Source organism: Chromobacterium piscinae, assembly GCF_021129175.1.
Classification (GTDB): Bacteria; Pseudomonadota; Gammaproteobacteria; order Burkholderiales; family Chromobacteriaceae; genus Chromobacterium; species Chromobacterium piscinae.
Window position 1 is genome coordinate 1 of record NZ_JAJOHV010000019.1, and the last position, 15,293, is coordinate 15,293.

General features: G+C 64.0%; 9 protein-coding genes, 4 tRNA genes and 1 pseudogene. 9 read left to right on the forward strand and 5 right to left on the reverse strand.

Annotation, left to right across the window (positions count from 1 at the left end; translation table 11 throughout):
• Positions 1-508 precede the first annotated feature (508 nt).
• A pseudogene (gene rnr, locus LQR33_RS05610) lies at positions 509-2,974 on the reverse strand (ribonuclease R); the annotation flags it as partial.
• Between the two features lie 73 nt (positions 2,975-3,047).
• Here rnr and LQR33_RS05615 point away from each other — a divergent pair.
• From LQR33_RS05615 to LQR33_RS05630, 4 genes are all read left to right on the forward strand, one after another.
• Positions 3,048-3,134, forward strand: a tRNA-Leu gene (locus LQR33_RS05615).
• Positions 3,135-3,185: 51 nt separating this feature from the next.
• A tRNA-Leu gene (locus LQR33_RS05620) sits at positions 3,186-3,272 on the forward strand.
• Positions 3,273-3,304: 32 nt separating this feature from the next.
• Positions 3,305-3,391: transfer RNA gene (locus LQR33_RS05625), tRNA-Leu, on the forward strand.
• 61 nt (positions 3,392-3,452) lie between these two features.
• Positions 3,453-3,539 (forward strand) — tRNA-Leu (locus tag LQR33_RS05630).
• A gap of 44 nt (positions 3,540-3,583) precedes the next feature.
• Here the strand turns inward: LQR33_RS05630 and LQR33_RS24185 are convergent.
• Together LQR33_RS24185 and LQR33_RS05645 are read right to left on the reverse strand one after the other, a co-directional pair.
• Positions 3,584-4,984, reverse strand: a complete 1,401-nt coding sequence (locus LQR33_RS24185) for a sensor histidine kinase (RefSeq protein ID WP_269326209.1) — start codon at positions 4,982-4,984, stop codon at positions 3,584-3,586.
• Positions 4,977-5,657, reverse strand: coding sequence for a response regulator (locus LQR33_RS05645; RefSeq protein WP_166440072.1), 681 nt, complete (start codon positions 5,655-5,657; stop codon positions 4,977-4,979). Before LQR33_RS05645 ends, LQR33_RS24185 begins: the two co-directional genes overlap by 8 nt.
• A gap of 120 nt (positions 5,658-5,777) precedes the next feature.
• On the opposite strand from LQR33_RS05645, the gene LQR33_RS05650 reads away from it, so the two are divergent.
• The 3 genes from LQR33_RS05650 to LQR33_RS05660 all read left to right on the forward strand — a co-directional run bounded on the left by LQR33_RS05650 (position 5,778) and on the right by LQR33_RS05660 (position 9,771).
• Positions 5,778-6,863 carry an ABC transporter substrate-binding protein gene (locus tag LQR33_RS05650; RefSeq protein WP_231177118.1) on the forward strand — a complete coding sequence of 362 codons (1,086 nt, stop codon included), beginning with the start codon at positions 5,778-5,780 and terminating at the stop codon, positions 6,861-6,863.
• A gap of 93 nt (positions 6,864-6,956) precedes the next feature.
• A complete protein-coding gene (locus LQR33_RS05655; RefSeq protein WP_231467910.1) occupies positions 6,957-8,699 on the forward strand; it encodes an ABC transporter permease in 1,743 nt (580 codons plus the stop codon).
• Positions 8,692-9,771, forward strand: coding sequence for an ABC transporter ATP-binding protein (locus LQR33_RS05660; RefSeq protein WP_231467912.1), 1,080 nt, complete (start codon positions 8,692-8,694; stop codon positions 9,769-9,771). Before LQR33_RS05655 ends, LQR33_RS05660 begins: the two co-directional genes overlap by 8 nt.
• 42 nt (positions 9,772-9,813) lie before the next feature.
• Here the strand turns inward: LQR33_RS05660 and LQR33_RS05665 are convergent, their stop codons facing one another.
• Together LQR33_RS05665 and LQR33_RS05670 are read right to left on the reverse strand one after the other, a co-directional pair.
• Complete coding sequence (locus LQR33_RS05665; RefSeq protein ID WP_231467914.1) at positions 9,814-11,211, reverse strand: DHA2 family efflux MFS transporter permease subunit; 1,398 nt, start codon at positions 11,209-11,211, stop codon at positions 9,814-9,816.
• Between the two features lie 130 nt (positions 11,212-11,341).
• A complete protein-coding gene (locus LQR33_RS05670; protein WP_221666282.1) occupies positions 11,342-13,444 on the reverse strand; it encodes an acid phosphatase in 2,103 nt (700 codons plus the stop codon).
• Between the two features lie 169 nt (positions 13,445-13,613).
• Between LQR33_RS05670 and LQR33_RS05675 the strand changes: the two genes are divergently transcribed.
• Together LQR33_RS05675 and LQR33_RS05680 are read left to right on the forward strand one after the other, a co-directional pair.
• Positions 13,614-14,855 (forward strand): cytochrome-c peroxidase, encoded by a 1,242-nt coding sequence (locus LQR33_RS05675; RefSeq protein ID WP_231177124.1) that lies wholly within the window; start codon positions 13,614-13,616, stop codon positions 14,853-14,855.
• A gap of 60 nt (positions 14,856-14,915) precedes the next feature.
• Entirely contained in the window at positions 14,916-15,269 is a 354-nt protein-coding gene (locus LQR33_RS05680) for a VOC family protein (RefSeq protein ID WP_166440078.1), read from the forward strand.
• Positions 15,270-15,293: the final 24 nt, after the last annotated feature.

Below are 15,293 nucleotides of genomic sequence, written 5' to 3' on the forward strand. Positions count from 1 at the left end.
TTCATGAAAACGCAAAACGCCTCTCCCTGAGCAACATGCCAGAGCTGTCGCCGCCAAACAAAACCGGCTCGAATCACGGATTCGAGCCGGTTTGCTTATACCTATTAATATAGATAACAGCTGATCACTCCTCGCCAGCACGCTTCTTGGCATTGCTCCTGCCGCTGCCGCGCTTGCGCGCCGCCGGCTGCGTTTGAGATGGACCTTGAGTCGGCGCGGCCGCCGGCGGAGCATCCTGGCTGCCCGTCGCCACCTGACGACGGACCGGCGGCTTGGCTGCAGCCGGAGAAGCCTTTGGAGCCGAAGCGCCTGTCGGCTTTTCTTCGGCAGGCTTGGCGGAACGGACTCGTCCCTTCGGAGCTGCCGGCGCGTTTGCGGGCTTGGAGGCCACTCCTTCGGCTTTTGTTGCCGGCGCCTGGCCCTCCGCCGGCTTGGCCGAGCGGGTGCGCCCTTTTGGCGCGGCTGGCAGGCCCACCGGCTTGGCTGCTGGGATGCTCGCCTCAGGCACCGCGCTCTCGGTTTTTGAAGCTGGCGCCTTGCCTTCCGCGGGCTGGGCTGCCTGACCTACCCCCGACACAGGAGCAGCCTTCCCCTCTCCGGTTGGCTGGGCAGTACGCCTGCGTCCCGCCGGTGCCCGCGGCAAACCGGCCGGCTTCGATTCAGGCTGCTCGCTACTCGCCGGCGCCGCAGCAGCATGCGACCCTGCGCTTCCTTCGGCTTTTCCTCCGCGACGACGGCGGCTGGAGCGGGCACCCCCCCGCTTCTCGACAGCGCCCTCGGCCGCTTCTTGCGCCGCCGGAGAGTCCTTGATCAGCGCGAAATCCACCTGCGAGCTTTCCAGATTGGCGCCCATCACCTTGACGGTCAGCACATCGCCAAGCCGGTACTGAACGCCGCTCTTCTCGCCGACGATGGCTTGCACATCCTTCTTGAAATGGAAGTAGTCCTTGCCCAGTTCGGAGATGTGCACCAGCCCCTCCACATACACATCGTCCAGCAACACGAATACGCCGAAGCTGGTGACCGCGCTGATCTTGCCTTGGAAGATCTCGCCGACCTTGTCGCGCATATAGTAGGTTTTGAGCCAGGACTCGACGTCCCGGCTGGCGTCGTCGGCGCGCCGCTCGGTCATCGAACAGTGCACGCCGAGCTGCGCCCACTTGCCCGGCTTGTACTTGCCGCCCTTCAACACCGCCTTGATCGCCCGATGGACCAGCAGATCCGGATAGCGGCGGATAGGCGAGGTGAAATGGGTATAGGCTTCGTAAGCCAAGCCGAAGTGGCCGTGGTTGTCCGGGGTATAGACCGCCTGCTGCATCGAACGCAGCAACATGGTCTGCAGCACCGGCGCGTCCGGGCGACCGTGGATCTGCTCGGCCAGCTTGCCGTAATCCTTGGCGGAGGGCTTGTCGCCGCCGCCCAGAACAAGGCCGACCAGCCGCAGATAGGTGCGCAGGTTTTCCAGTTTTTCCTCAGTCGGCCCCTCATGGACGCGGTACAGCGCCTTATGGCCGTTTTTCTGCAGGAAATCGGCGGAGCAAACGTTAGCCGCCAGCATGCACTCTTCGATCAAGCGATGCGCATCGTTGCGCACGATGGGCACAATGCGCTCGATCTTGCCCAGGTCATTGAAGATCATCTGCGTTTCCACCGAGTCGAACTCGATGGCGCCGCGTTTGGAGCGGGCGGCCAGCAGGATCTTGAACAGCGCGTACAGATCCTTCACATGCGGCAGCATGGGATGGTCGGTGCCGTTCTGCAGCCAATCCCACACCTGGTTGTAGGTGAGGCGGGCCTTGGACTGCATTACCGCCGGATAGAACTTGTACTTCTTGACCTCGCCTTTGGCATTGATCTGCATGTCACAGACCATGCACATGCGCTCGACGTCTGGATTCAGCGAGCAGATGCCATTGGACAGCGCCTCCGGCAGCATCGGGATCACCCGGCGCGGGAAATAGACCGAGGTGCCGCGATCCAGCGCCTCTTTGTCCAGTGCGTCGCCCGGCTGCACATAGAAGCTGACGTCGGCGATCGCCACCACCAGGCGGTAGCCCTTGCCCTGCTTCTCGGCATATACCGCGTCGTCGAAATCGCGCGCGGTTTCTCCGTCTATCGTCACCAGCGGCAGTTCGCGCAGATCGACGCGATCCTTGGTCCAGTCTTTCTTGCGCACCTTCTTCGGCGTTTCCTTGGCCTGAGCCAGCGCGTCATCCGGGAAACGGTGCGGCAGCGCGTGCTTGCGCAGCGCGATCTCGATCTCCATTCCCGGATCGGCGTAGTTCCCCAGCACCTCGGCCACCTTGCCGACCGGCTGATGACGGGCGTCCGGCTGCTGCAGAATGTCCACCATCACCACCTGGCCATCCTTGGCGCCGGCGTCGCCGCCCGGTTCGATCAGGATGTCGTGGTTGATGCGGCGGTCTTCCGGCCGCACCACCCACACGCCGCGCTCATGCTGGATGCGGCCGACCAGCTTGGTCACCGCGTGTTCCAGCACTTCGACAATCCGGCCTTCCTGCCGGCCGCGGCGGTCCACGCCGGATGGACGCACCATCACGCGGTCGCCGTGCATCACCTTCTTCATTTCGCGCTCGGGCAGGAAGATGTCGCTGCCCTTGCCTTCGCCCTCGTCGGGCATGGCGAAGCCGAAACCATCTCGATGGCCGGAAACCTTGCAGCGAATCAGATCGAGCTTCTGGGCGACGCAAACCGCGCCTTTGCGGTTAATGATGATCTCGCCATCGCGCTCCATCGCGCGCAGACGGCGTTCAAAGAAGGATGATTCGTCGCCGTGAATCGACAGCATGCCGCCTAATTCATCCGGGAATAACGGCACCCCCTGCTCGGCGAGAATCTGCATGATGAACTCGCGACTGGGCAAGGGATTGGAATATTTGAGTTTTTCCCTCTCGAGGAACGGATCCTGTTCGCGGAGGGAAGGACTTTTTTGCTTTTTTGAGGTTTGAGCCATTGACACCCTCAGAATTATGTCTATAATTCGCTTCTCGTTGCAGCGATGCAACAGAATGATACCGCAAAGCGACGCCCAGGTGGCGGAATTGGTAGACGCACTAGGTTCAGGTCCTAGCGCCCGCAAGGGTGTGGAAGTTCGAGTCTTCTCTTGGGCACCAATCTTACTATTGTAAGCCCGTCGCTAAGCTGGCATCATGAAAATCTGGTTGGCCCAGGTGGCGGAATTGGTAGACGCACTAGGTTCAGGTCCTAGCGCCCGCAAGGGTGTGGAAGTTCGAGTCTTCTCTTGGGCACCAATACAGATTAATTAAAGCATCGCGAAACAAATGCCCAGGTGGCGGAATTGGTAGACGCACTAGGTTCAGGTCCTAGCGCCCGCAAGGGTGTGGAAGTTCGAGTCTTCTCCTGGGCACCAGATATTCAAAATTTGGTGCTTCCAGTTCCAGATTTTCAGCAGCGGTACAATTTAGAGTTTTGCCCAGGTGGCGGAATTGGTAGACGCACTAGGTTCAGGTCCTAGCGCCCGCAAGGGTGTGGAAGTTCGAGTCTTCTCTTGGGCACCAAATTCGACGAAACCCCATTGCTTCGGCAATGGGGTTTTCGTTTTTCAGCACTCGGGAAAATGCACGCCCACTCGCAATCCGCCCTCCATCGCCTGATCCAGCGACAAGCGCGCGCCATGCCGGCCCGCGATCTCCCTGACGATGGCCAGCCCCAATCCGCTGCCTTCGCGCCTCTCTCCTGCTAAGCGATAAAATCGCAGCAGCACCTTTTCCCGCTCCGCTTCCGGAATGCCTGGACCGCTGTCCCTCACTTCCAGGCAGGCATGCGGTCCATCCCGCACCTCCACCGTCACCACCGCCCCTTCTCCTGCGTAACGCAAGGCGTTGTCCAGCAGATTGTTCAGCAACTCGCGCAACAGGGCGCGATTGCCGCGAACCGAAACACTGTCCTCGCCCTCGTATCCCAGGTCCGCTCCGCGCTCATGAGCGGCGGCGGCCCACTCCAGCGCCACCTCGCGCGCCAGCGCCGCCGCGTCCACCCTTTCCAGCTCGATGGGCTGGCCGTTGTCCGGCTCCAGCCGCGACATCTGCAGCAACTGCGCGACCATGTGCCCCGCCTGGCGCAGGCCGGCCAGCAACCGACGAAGTTGCCACCGCTGTTCGCCAGGCTCCTCCTCGCGCAAAGCCAGTTCCGCCTGGGTCTGCATCACAGCCAGCGGCGTCTTCAGCTGATGAGCGGCGTCGTCGATGAAGCGGCGGCGGGCGGCGAACAAACGCTGCAGCCGCTCGCCGTGCAGATTGAGCGCGTCCACCAGCGGCGCCAGCTCGCTGGGCAACCCCGCCTTGGGCAGAGGCTCCAGATCGTCTTCGTTTCTCGACGCCACCTCGGCCGATAAACGCCGCAAGGGCCGCAGACCCCGGCTTACCGCCAGCGAGACGATCAGCAGCAGCGTCAACACCAGCAGGATTTCCTGCAGCAAAGAGCCCAGCAACAGACTGCGCGCCAGCTCCTGCCGCGATTCCGGCGTTTCCGCCACCTGCACCCAGACATCCTGATCCCGCAGCGTGAGCATGTCCCGCACCGTTTGCCGCAGGCTGACCAGGCGCACCTCCTCGCCCAGATAGTCGGCGTCGGAAAACTGCAGCGCCGGCGCGCCCGCGCCTTTTCTGGCCGGCGCCGGCAAATCCTCGTAACCGGTCAACACCCTGCCCTTTTCATCGCTGACCCGGTAAAACACCTTGCCAGCGGCATTGCTTTCGAACATCTGCAAGGCGAAATACGGGATGTCCACCCGGATTTCTCCGCTGTGGCTGCTGATGCCGTTGGCGATGGCTCGGGCCGAAGTGTGCAGCATGCGGTCGAATGCCGCGTTGGCGCCGGCCAGACTGCGTCGATAGGTCAGATAGGCGTCCAGCGACAGCAATAGCAGCAGGGGCAGCAACAGCCCCCACAACAAGCGCAGCCGCAGGCTGTCCGGACGCCGCCAAGCCTGGCCGCTAGCCATGGCCGCCATCCGTCCGCGCCAGCAGATAGCCCAGCCCCCTCAAGGTGACGATGCCGACGTCGCCGTGCGCCAACTTCTTGCGCAGCCGATGCACGTAGATTTCCATAGCTTCCGCGCTGCCGGATTCATCCAGGCCGAAAATGCGCTCGGACAGCGCATCCTTGCTGATGGCCTTCCCGCCCTGCAGCATCAGCAGCTCCAGCACCGCGTGCTCGCGCGGAGTCAGTTTCAAGGCCTGGCCCGCCAGCGTGAACACGCGGCTGCCGCCGTCATAGCTCAAGCCGCCCACCGCCAGCAGATTGTGGTCATGGCCATGGCTGCGGCGTATCAGCGCCCTCACCCTGGCCTCCAGCTCCACCAGATCGAACGGTTTGGACAGGTAGTCGTCCGCGCCCATGTCCAGCCCCCGCACCCGGTCCTCCACCGATCCGTGCGCGGTCAGGATCAGCACCGGCACCGACTTGCGGCGGGCCCGCAAACGCCTGAGCACTTCCCAGCCATCCAGCCTGGGCAGGGCCAGATCCAGGATCACCAGCGCGTAGTCCTGGGTATGCAGCACATGGTCGGCGTCCTGGCCGTCATGCATCGCGTCGACGGCGAAACCCGCCTGCGTCAGGGCTTTGAGCAGGGATTCGGCCAGAGCCAGATTGTCTTCCACCAGGAGAATGCGCATGACTTGCCAAGCTGAAAGCGGATTGAAAGGTTTACTCTAATACCATGCTTGCCAGACCGCAGCCAATAGAGCGGCGGAAACAAGACGAGTCCGGACAGGGCTCCTACAGGAGAAGGCATCATGCAAGGCAAGCTGAAACTATCACTCTGCGCCGCGGCGTTAAGCGGCTCCGCCTGGGCGGCGCCGGCGCACTATCCGTCCAGCTATCAGAATCTGGAGGCCGCCGCGGCCAAGGAAGGTAAGCTGATCATCTATTCCGCCACCGACAGCGCCGTCGCCCGGCCGCTGCTCAAGGACTTTCAGTCGCTGTATCCGGCGGTGAAGGTGGAATACCACGACATGAACACCACCGAGATCTACAACCGCTTCATCAGCGAAAACGCGGCCAACAGCGCCAGCGCCGACCTGGTGTGGAGCTCTGCGATGGACCTGCAGGTGAAGCTGGTCAACGATGGCTACGCCGCCAGCTACGCCTCGCCCGAGACACCCAATCTGCCCAAGTGGGCCCACTACCAGCAGCAGGCCTACGCCACCACCTACGAGCCGGTGGCCATCGTCTACAACAAGCGCCTGCTCAAGCCTGAAGAAATTCCGCAGACCCGCGCCGACCTGATCCGCATCCTGAAGGCCAATCCCTCGCGCTTCAAAGGCAAGGTCACCACCTATGACATCGAGCGCTCCGGCGTCGGCTTCAACTTTCTGACCCAGGACTACCGCTACAGCCAACAAGACGTATGGAACCTGGTGCGCGCGCTGGGCCAATCCGGCGTCAAGCTGCAGACATCCACCGGCGCGATGATGGAGCGCATCTCCTCCGGCGAGAATCTGATCGGCTACAACATCCTCGGCTCCTACGCTTTCGCCAAGGCCAAGAAGGACCCATCCATCGGCTACGTCTATCCCAAGGACTACACCCAGGTCGCCAGCCGGCTGGCCATCGTCTCCAAGAAAGCCAGAAACCCCAGCGCCGCCCGACTATGGCTGGACTACCTGCTGTCCAAACGCGGCCAGGACATTCTCGCCAACCAGGCCGACCTGTTCTCGCTGCGGTCCGACGTCGGCGGCGCGGCCTCCCTGTCCGCGCTGAACCAGCAATTGGGCAGCAGCATCAAGCCCATCCAGATTGGCCCCGGCCTGCTGGTTTACCTGGACCAGGCCAAGCGGCTGGACTTCATGCGCAACTGGCAGCAATCGCTGAAGAACTGAGCCGCCGCCCGGCCGCCTAGGCCGGGCCGCCGCACTCCGTCCCGCGCGCCGCATCGTCTGCGCGCCGGCAGCCCACATTCCGGAGTCCACGCAATGCATACCTCCTCCACCGCCGCGGCATCGCCGTCGGCGCCGCCAACCGCGCCCGGCCGCCAATTGGCCCTGCACTTCTGCTGGCGCAATCTGACCATCGCCTGCGTCGCGCTGGCCGTCATGACGCCGCTGTCGCTGGTGCTGTACCAGAGCCTGCTCAACCAGCCCTTTTTCATGGAGGACAAAAGCCTGGGGCTGGGGGCCTACCGCTTCATTTTCGCCGACCCGGACTTCTGGTCCGCGCTGAAGAACTCGGTAGCCATCGCCGTCGGCATGGCGCTGATCGCCATACCTCTGGGCGGCGCGCTCGCCTTTTTGATGGTCCGCACCGACCTGCCCGGCCGCCGCTGGCTGGAGCCGCTGCTGCTGACGCCGGTATTCGTTTCGCCCATGGTGCTGGCCTTCGGCTACGTGGTGGCCGCCGGCCCAGTGGGTTTCTACTCGCTGTGGCTCAAGCAGCTGTTCGGCTGGGACGAGTTGCCGTGGAGCATCTATTCGCTGACCAGCATCACCGTCATCGCCGGCCTCACCCATGTGCCGCACATCTATCTCTACGCTTCCGCCGCCCTGCGCAATCTGGGATCGGACGTGGAAGAAGCGGCGCGCGTGGCCGGGGCCAGCCCGTTCCGGGTGGCGCGCGACGTCAGCCTGCCGATGATCATGCCCTCGCTGCTGTTTTCCGGCGTGCTGGTGCTGTTTCTCGGCTTTGAGATCTTCGGCCTGCCGCTAGTGCTGGGCGATCCGGAAGGCCATCTGGTGCTGGCCACCTATCTCTACAAGCTCACCAACAAGCTGGGCATTCCCTCCTATCACCTGATGGCCGCGGTGGCGGTCTGCCTGATCGCCATCACCTTTCCACTGGTGCTGTTGCAACGGCGCTTGCTGCGCAGCGCCAACCGTTTCGTCACAGTGAAGGGCAAGGCCGGTCGCCAGCATGCGCTGTCGCTGGGCGCCTGGCGCTATCCCGCCGTCGCCATCGTGCTGCTGTGGCTGCTGCTGACCGTTACGGTGCCTATTTCCGGCATCGCGCTACGCTCGGTGGTCAGCCATTGGGGGGAAGGCGTTTCTCTGGCCGAGGCGTTGACGCTGGAACACTTCTCGCTACTGTTCGAGGAAGACAGCATCGTGCGCGCCATCGTCAACACCCTGGGCGTAGGCGTGATAGGCGGCGCGCTGGCGGTGGGCTTCTACACGCTGGTGGGCTTCGCCGGCCATCGCCGCCATGATTGGGGCAGCCGCCTGCTGGACTATCTGGTGCTGCTGCCGCGCGCGGTGCCCGGCATCCTGGCCGGCCTCGCCTTTCTATGGGTGTTTTTGTTCGTCCCCGGTCTGCAGGGCGCGAAAAACAGCATGTTTTCGATCTGGCTGGCCTACACCGTGGTCTGGCTGGCCTACGGCATGCGGCTGGTGCAAAGCGCGCTGCTGCAGGTGGGGCCGGAATTGGAAGAAGCCGCCCGCAGCGTCGGCGCCAGCCCGCGCCGCGCCAGCCTGGACGTCACCCTGCCTCTGATCCGCTTCGGCCTGATTTCCAGCTGGCTGCTGATCTTCATGATTTTCGAGCGCGAATACTCCACCGCCGTCTACCTGCTGTCCCCCGGCACCGAAGTCATCGGCTCGCTGCTGGTATCGCTGTGGGCCACGGGCGCGGTGGACCAGGTGGCCGCGCTGTCCGTGATCAATATTCTGATGGTGGGCGCCGGCTTGGCCGTGGCGCTGCGCCTGGGAGTGAAACTGCATGACTAAGCTCATCGTCGACAACCTATTTCTCAGCTATGACGCCACGCCCATCCTCAAAGGCGTGTCCTTCGCCCTCAATGCCGGAGAAGTCGTCTCGCTGCTGGGCGCTTCCGGCAGCGGCAAGACCACGCTGCTGCGGGCCATCGCCGGGCTGGAGCAGCCTTCCGCCGGCGCTATCCGCCTCAATGAGCAAACCCTGTACGACAGCGACGCCGGCCACAACCTGCCGGTGGAGAACCGCTCGCTGGGCCTGGTGTTCCAGTCTTACGCGCTGTGGCCCCACCGCACGGTGGCGGAAAACGTCGGCTACGGCCTCAAGCTGCGCAAGACCGGGCAAAAAGAGATAGCCGACCGCGTGGGACAGGTGCTGGAGCAATTGGGCCTGGGCGCGCTGGGCCAGCGCTACCCCCATCAGCTATCCGGCGGCCAACAGCAGCGGGTCGCCATCGCCCGCGCCCTGGTGTACAACCCGCCGGTCATTCTGCTGGACGAGCCGCTGTCCAATCTGGACGCCAAACTGCGCGAGGAAGCCCGCGCCTGGCTGCGCGAACTGATCATAGAGCTGAAACTGTCCGCGTTGTGCGTCACCCATGACCAGGGCGAAGCGATGGCGATGTCCGACCGCATTCTGCTGCTCAAACACGGCCGCATCGAACAAGCCGGCACGCCGACCGAGCTCTACTCCCAGCCTGCCAGCCTGTATAGCGCGCAGTTCATGGGCGCCAACAACACCCTGAGCGCCACCGTCGCCGCCAGCGAAGGCGATAGCGTCATCCTGAACGGCGACGGCTGGCAGCTGAGGGCCACCGCCCGCCAGCCTTTGCCGGCGGGAAGCCAAGCGCAGGCGGTGATCCGGCTGGAGCGGCTGCGCGTGCGCGACGAGCCCGGCCACAACCGCCTGCCGGCCAGGCTACTCGCCTCGATGTATCTGGGCGACCGCTGGGAATACCTGCTGCAACAGCGAGAAAACCGGCTGCGCGCCTACGGCCAGGAAGCCAGGGCGGCTGGCGAATGCTGGCTGGAGTTCGGCGAGCGCGATACCTGGGCCTTCGGCCGGGAAGCATCCAATCCAAGCTAACCTCAGGCAAGCGGCCGTTCCGGGCGCACGCCCGGACGGCTGTCACTCATGCCCGCCCGACACCTGCCGTCCCGCATCCGGCTTCAACTTCAAAAACTGCAGGCTGGACAATATGGTCAGGCCGCCCATGAACAGGAAAGCATGGCCGAAATCAGCGGCGGTCAGCTGTTGATGGCCCTGCATCCAGGCAGCGCCCTGCAACGCGAACGCGCCCACCGTCACGCCGAAGCCGGCAGCCAGTTGCTGCGCCACGCTGGACAAGCTGGTGGCGTGGCTAAGCCGCTCCTTGTCGACATCGGCGAAAGTGATCGCGTTCAAGCTAGTGAACTGCAGCGAACGCAAGCAACCTCCCAGCACGAACACCAACAGCAGCAGCCAATGCGGCGTGTCCGCCTGAAACAGCGAGTACACCGCCACCGAACATCCCGCCAGAATGCTGTTCACCACCAGCACCCGCCGGAAGCCGAACCGCTGCAACACCTTGGAGACAATGGTCTTCATCCCGATCGCGCCCATCGCGGTGGAGCAGGTCAGTAGGCCTGACTCGAACGGAGAAAAGCCGAAGCCCAGTTGCAGCATCAGGGGCAGCAGGAAGGGAATGGTGCCGATGCCGACCCGAAACACGAAGCCCCCGGCCACGCCGGCATGGAACGTGGACAGCCTGAGCAGCGACAGGTCCAATAACGGATGCGTCTGTCGGCGGTAATGCCGCAGGTAGATCAGCAACAGCGCGGCGCCAAGCAGGCTCAGCCAGATGGATGCCGTGGCCGACAGCATGTGCTTGCCTTCGGTGGCCAGGCCCAGCATCAGCATCGACAGGCCGGCGCCGGTGAGCAAGAAGCCCCACCAGTCCAGCCTGGGCACTTCATCCTCTTTCAGATTGGCGATGAAGCGCCCGGCCAGGGCTAGGCCCAGCAGGCCGATCGGGATATTGATCAGGAAGATCCAGCGCCAGTGGAAGTAAGTGCTGATGAACCCGCCCAGCGGCGGGCCGATCACCGGCCCCAACAACGCCGGCACGGTCAGATAGCTGAGCGCCCGCACCAGATCCGCCTTGTCTATGGTGCGCAAGATCACCAGCCGCCCCACCGGCACCATCATCGCCCCGCCTATGCCCTGCAGGAAGCGCGCCAGAACAAAGCCGTGCAGGCTGCCGGTCATCGCGCACAACAGCGAACCCAACATGAACACCAGGATGGCGGAGCGGAAAATGCGGCGGGCGCCGAAGCGGTCGGCCATCCAGCCGCTGATGGGGATGAATACCGCCAGGCTGACCAGATAGGATGTCAGCGCCAGCTTCAGCGAGATCGGGTCCACGCCCAAATCCTGCGCGATCACCGGCAGCGAGGTTGAGATCACGGTGGCGTCCATGTTCTCCATGAACAACGCCGTGGCGACGATGAGCGGCGTCAGCATGCCGGGAGCGATTTTCAACTGCATGACAAAAAGATATGAGCGAGAAGCGTTTCAGTTTATCACTCCGCAGCCATCAGCGTACCGAATGTCATGAACGCTAACAAAAAGCCGCCCGACAAAGCGGGCGGCCCGGCAGCTTTCAGAGTGTAGCGGCTTAGTTGAAGGTCAGCGCCGAGGTGAAGTCGCCCATCGGCTTGCCGCCGTTTTTCACCAGCGCGACATCGCGCTCCGCCACGCCCGGCAATGGCTGCAGGCCGAAGCGGCGGGTCAGGAAGCGCAGGATGGAGGCTGTGTCGTACTGGGTGTGATCGACATAGCCCTTCTTGGCGAACGGCGAGATCAGAATAGCCGGAATGCGGGTGCCCGGCCCCCAGCGGTCGCCCTTGGGCACCGCCGCGTGGTCGTAGAAACCGCCGTTTTCGTCATAGGTGACGACCACCAGCATGTTCTTCCACTGCGGGCTTTGCTGCAGCTTGGCGATCACCGAGGCGATGTGGGCGTCGCCGTCCGCCACGCTGGCGTAGCCGGCGTGCTGGTTCAAGTTGCCCTGCGGCTTGTAGAAAGCCACTTGCGGCAGCGCTCCCGCGGCTGCGGCGCTCAGGAAATCCTGATCGAAATCCTTCAGGTGCTGGCCGCGATAGGCCGCCTGTTTGGACGAATCGAAACTGGCATAGTAGTTGAACGGCTGATGGTGAGCCTGGAAATTGGGCACGCCGCCGTTGTAGATCTTGCTGCGGTCTGACGTGGCCTGCGCCCAGCCGCCGGCATACCAGGCCCAGCTGATCTGCTTCGCGTCCAGGCGGTCGGCGATGGTCGCCTGAGTCTGCGCCGGCAAGGTATTGGCCTTGGCCGGATCGGCGTAAAGACCGCTGGCGTCGCCGGAAGCCGGCGCGTTGCCGCTGGGCTGGAAAGCCGGCTGCATGGTGTTGACCGCATAGTACATGCCGGCCGCGTCCTTGGGCGTCAAATTATTGTCGTTCAGATACTTGGCCGCGCCGGAGAGCACGGACGCCGGCGTATTGGCCGCCGGCGTCAGCCGCACGAAATTGCCCTTGCCGTCGGTATCGATCGCAGAGATGCTGCCCTTGGCCGGCGAAGCATCGGCATTCGGATACTGCGGCGCGCAGGCGCAAACCAGATACTGGTGATTGAGGAAGGAGCCGCCGAAAGCGCCCATGAAGAAGTTGTCGGCCAGCGTGTATTGCTGGGCCAGCTTCCACATCGCCATCTTGCTGCCGTCGTAATAGCCCATGGTCAGGCCGCCGGCGTCGGAATAAGCGGCGAACTTGTCGTTAGCGCCGCCATTGATCTGCATCTGGTTATTGTAGAAGCGGTGGACCAGGTCGCGAGTCACCACCGATTGCGGCACCGCCACGCCGGTGCCGTTCAGGCCGTTCGGATCGTCGATCTGGAACGGCTTATTGGCGAAGCCCATGGTCTGCGCCTGGCTCAGCGTCACGGCCTGGCCAGCGGCGGTCAGGCCGCCCCAGGTCGGCGGCAGCGCCGGTAGAGTCGAGTTGTCGAAATCCTTCTGCGCGACGTAGCCGCCCCTGGATGACGGATTGACGCCGGGAATGCCGTTGGCTCCGGGGAACAGGCCGTACAGGTTGTCGAAGCCGCGGTTCTCGGCGTAAATCACCACCACGTTCTTGATGTCAGACAGCGCCATCCGCCGGTGCAGGCTGCTCTTGACGTCGCCGCCGGCGCCCGCCTCCTTCACCGCGCCGGCGATGGCGTCGATGTTCTGGTTGATCGCCGCCTTCAGCGCGGCTTTGACGTCGGGATCGCTTTCCTTGTTGTGGTCGCCCAGCAGCTTGTCCGCCGGCACCCCCACCCGCGCGGCCACCGCGCTGCGCGCGCTGGAAAGATCCATGCCTCCGTCCATCAAATCGGCCACCTCGGAAGACAGCGAGCTGACCACGCCGTTGGCGGCGGCCGGGGCGCGGAACACCAAGGGCTCAGTCACCGGCGCGGCGGTCTGGGTATCGGGGTCGTACCGAACGGCGTCGGTGCCCACTTCCACCACCACGTCGCCCTGGCCGCTCAGGCGAAACGCGCCATTGTCGTCGGTATAGGCCGAGGGCTCGGCGGCGTCGCAGCGGCCGTTGCCGTTGCGGTCCAGGCAAACCTTGGCGTGGCGGAAGTAACTGCCGGTCACCACCCCGCTGGTGGAGGCAGAGCCGCCGCCGCTGCCGCAGGCGCTCAATACAGCGGCGCCGACCAGGGTCAGCGCCAGGCCACAGGCTAAACGTTGCATCACGGATTTCCTTGCTGTTTAACGGAAAATGCGAAGTATCGCGACGGCATGTTACATTACATTTACATTCTGTCAGTATTTTTCGTATGAACAGATGCCGTATTTCCATTTTCATCTTTTTGTCATTAACCCCAAGTACAGTCCCGCCACCGCAATCGACACCGCCATCATGCAACGCCTTCTGCTCTCCATCGCCTTCGCCTGCGCCGGCCTCGTCCAGGCTGCCGCTCCGGCCAAACCCGCCTATCAGAGCGCCAGCTACGCGCCCGGCCCGCGCCCGGTCAGCGCCAAACAGCTGGAGGAGCTAGGCCGCCAACTGTTCTTTGACCGTTCGTTGTCCGCCTCAGGCCGGATGTCCTGCGCCACCTGCCACAGTCCGTCCCATGCCTACGGCCCGCCGAACGGATTGGCCGCTCAGTTGGGCGGCAAGGATGGTAAACAGCCCGGCACCCGCGCCGCGCCTTCCCTGCGCTATCTGCAAAGCGTGCCGCCGTTCAGCGAGCACTTCCACGACAACGACGGCAACGACAGCGAAGACGCTGGCCCCACCGGCGGCTATACCTGGGACGGCCGCGCCGACTCAGCCCATGCCCAGGCCTCGCTGCCGCTGCTGGCCGCCAACGAGATGGCCAACGGCACGCCGGCCGCGGTGGTCGACAAGCTGCGGCGCTCCGCCGCCGCCGCGCGTTTCCAGAAACTGTTCGGCAGCGACATCTTCAGCCATCCCGCCCAGGCCTTCGACAAGGCCGCGCTGGCGCTGGAAGTGTTCCAGCAAAATCCGCGCGAGTTTTATCCCTACGACAGCAAATACGACGCCTTCCTGCGCGGCCAGGCCAAGCTGAGCGCGAAAGAAGCGCGCGGGCTGAAGGCGTTCAACGATCCGGACAAGGGCAACTGCGCGTCCTGCCACATCAGCCAGCGCAGCGAGAGCGGCGCCTTCCCCGCCTTCACCGACTACGGCCACATCGCCGTCGGCGCGCCGCGCAATCCGGAGCTGGCCGCCAACCGCGACCGCCATTACTTCGATCTGGGCCTGTGCGGCCCGGCGCGCACCGACTTCAAGAACCGCGGCGACTACTGCGGCCTGTTCCGCACGCCTTCGCTGCGCAACGTGGCCCGCCGCAAAACCTTCCTCCACAACGGCGCCTTCCATGACCTGCGCCAGGTGCTGCGCTTCTACGCCGAACGCGACACCCGCCCCGGCAAGTGGTATCCGAAGGGCAAAGACGGCAAGGTGGCCAAGTTCGACGACCTGCCGGCGCGCTATCAGGCCAACGTCAACATGGAAGCGCCGTTCGGCGGCAAGGCGGGTGGCAAAGCCATGTTCAGCGAGCGCGACATCGACGACATGCTGGCCTTCCTGAAAACGCTGAACGACGGCTACAAGCCGGCGGGCCGCGGCAAAAGCTGAGCCGCAGCGGCGGGGCTGCGGCTATGCTGAACAAGTCGATTCCATATCCGGGAGAGCGCGATGAAAGTGCAGCGCATCGTCGCCAATATCGCCACCGCCACGCCAGCCGCGGCGGAGCGCTTCTACCAAGATGTGCTGGGCCTGGAAATGGTGATGGACCACGGCTGGATCCGCATTTACGCATCCGACGCCGCCATGCAGCCGCAAATCAGCTTCGCCAGCGAGGGCGGCTCCGGCACCCCGGTGCCGGAACTGTCGATCGAAGTGGACGATCTGGAGCAGGCGCTGGCGCGCGCGCAGAGCGCCGGCATCGCCATCGAATACGGGCCGGTGGTGGAGCCCTGGGGCGTGCGCCGCTTCTTCGTCCGCGACCCGCTGGGCAAGCTGGTCAACATCCTCCAGCACTTGGACTGAGCCTTTCCCGCGACCAGCTCCGTA

Coding starts and splice junctions, on each gene's coding strand:
- LQR33_RS05660 (WP_231467912.1), top strand. CDS start 8,692: ATGACTAAGCTCATCGTCGACAACCTATTTCTCAGCTATGACGCCACG.
- LQR33_RS05680 (WP_166440078.1), top strand. CDS start 14,916: ATGAAAGTGCAGCGCATCGTCGCCAATATCGCCACCGCCACGCCAGCC.
- LQR33_RS05645 (WP_166440072.1), bottom strand. CDS start 5,657: ATGCGCATTCTCCTGGTGGAAGACAATCTGGCTCTGGCCGAATCCCTG.
- LQR33_RS05675 (WP_231177124.1), top strand. CDS start 13,614: ATGCAACGCCTTCTGCTCTCCATCGCCTTCGCCTGCGCCGGCCTCGTC.
- LQR33_RS05650 (WP_231177118.1), top strand. CDS start 5,778: ATGCAAGGCAAGCTGAAACTATCACTCTGCGCCGCGGCGTTAAGCGGC.
- LQR33_RS05670 (WP_221666282.1), bottom strand. CDS start 13,444: ATGCAACGTTTAGCCTGTGGCCTGGCGCTGACCCTGGTCGGCGCCGCT.
- LQR33_RS05665 (WP_231467914.1), bottom strand. CDS start 11,211: ATGCAGTTGAAAATCGCTCCCGGCATGCTGACGCCGCTCATCGTCGCC.
- LQR33_RS05655 (WP_231467910.1), top strand. CDS start 6,957: ATGCATACCTCCTCCACCGCCGCGGCATCGCCGTCGGCGCCGCCAACC.
- LQR33_RS24185 (WP_269326209.1), bottom strand. CDS start 4,984: ATGGCTAGCGGCCAGGCTTGGCGGCGTCCGGACAGCCTGCGGCTGCGC.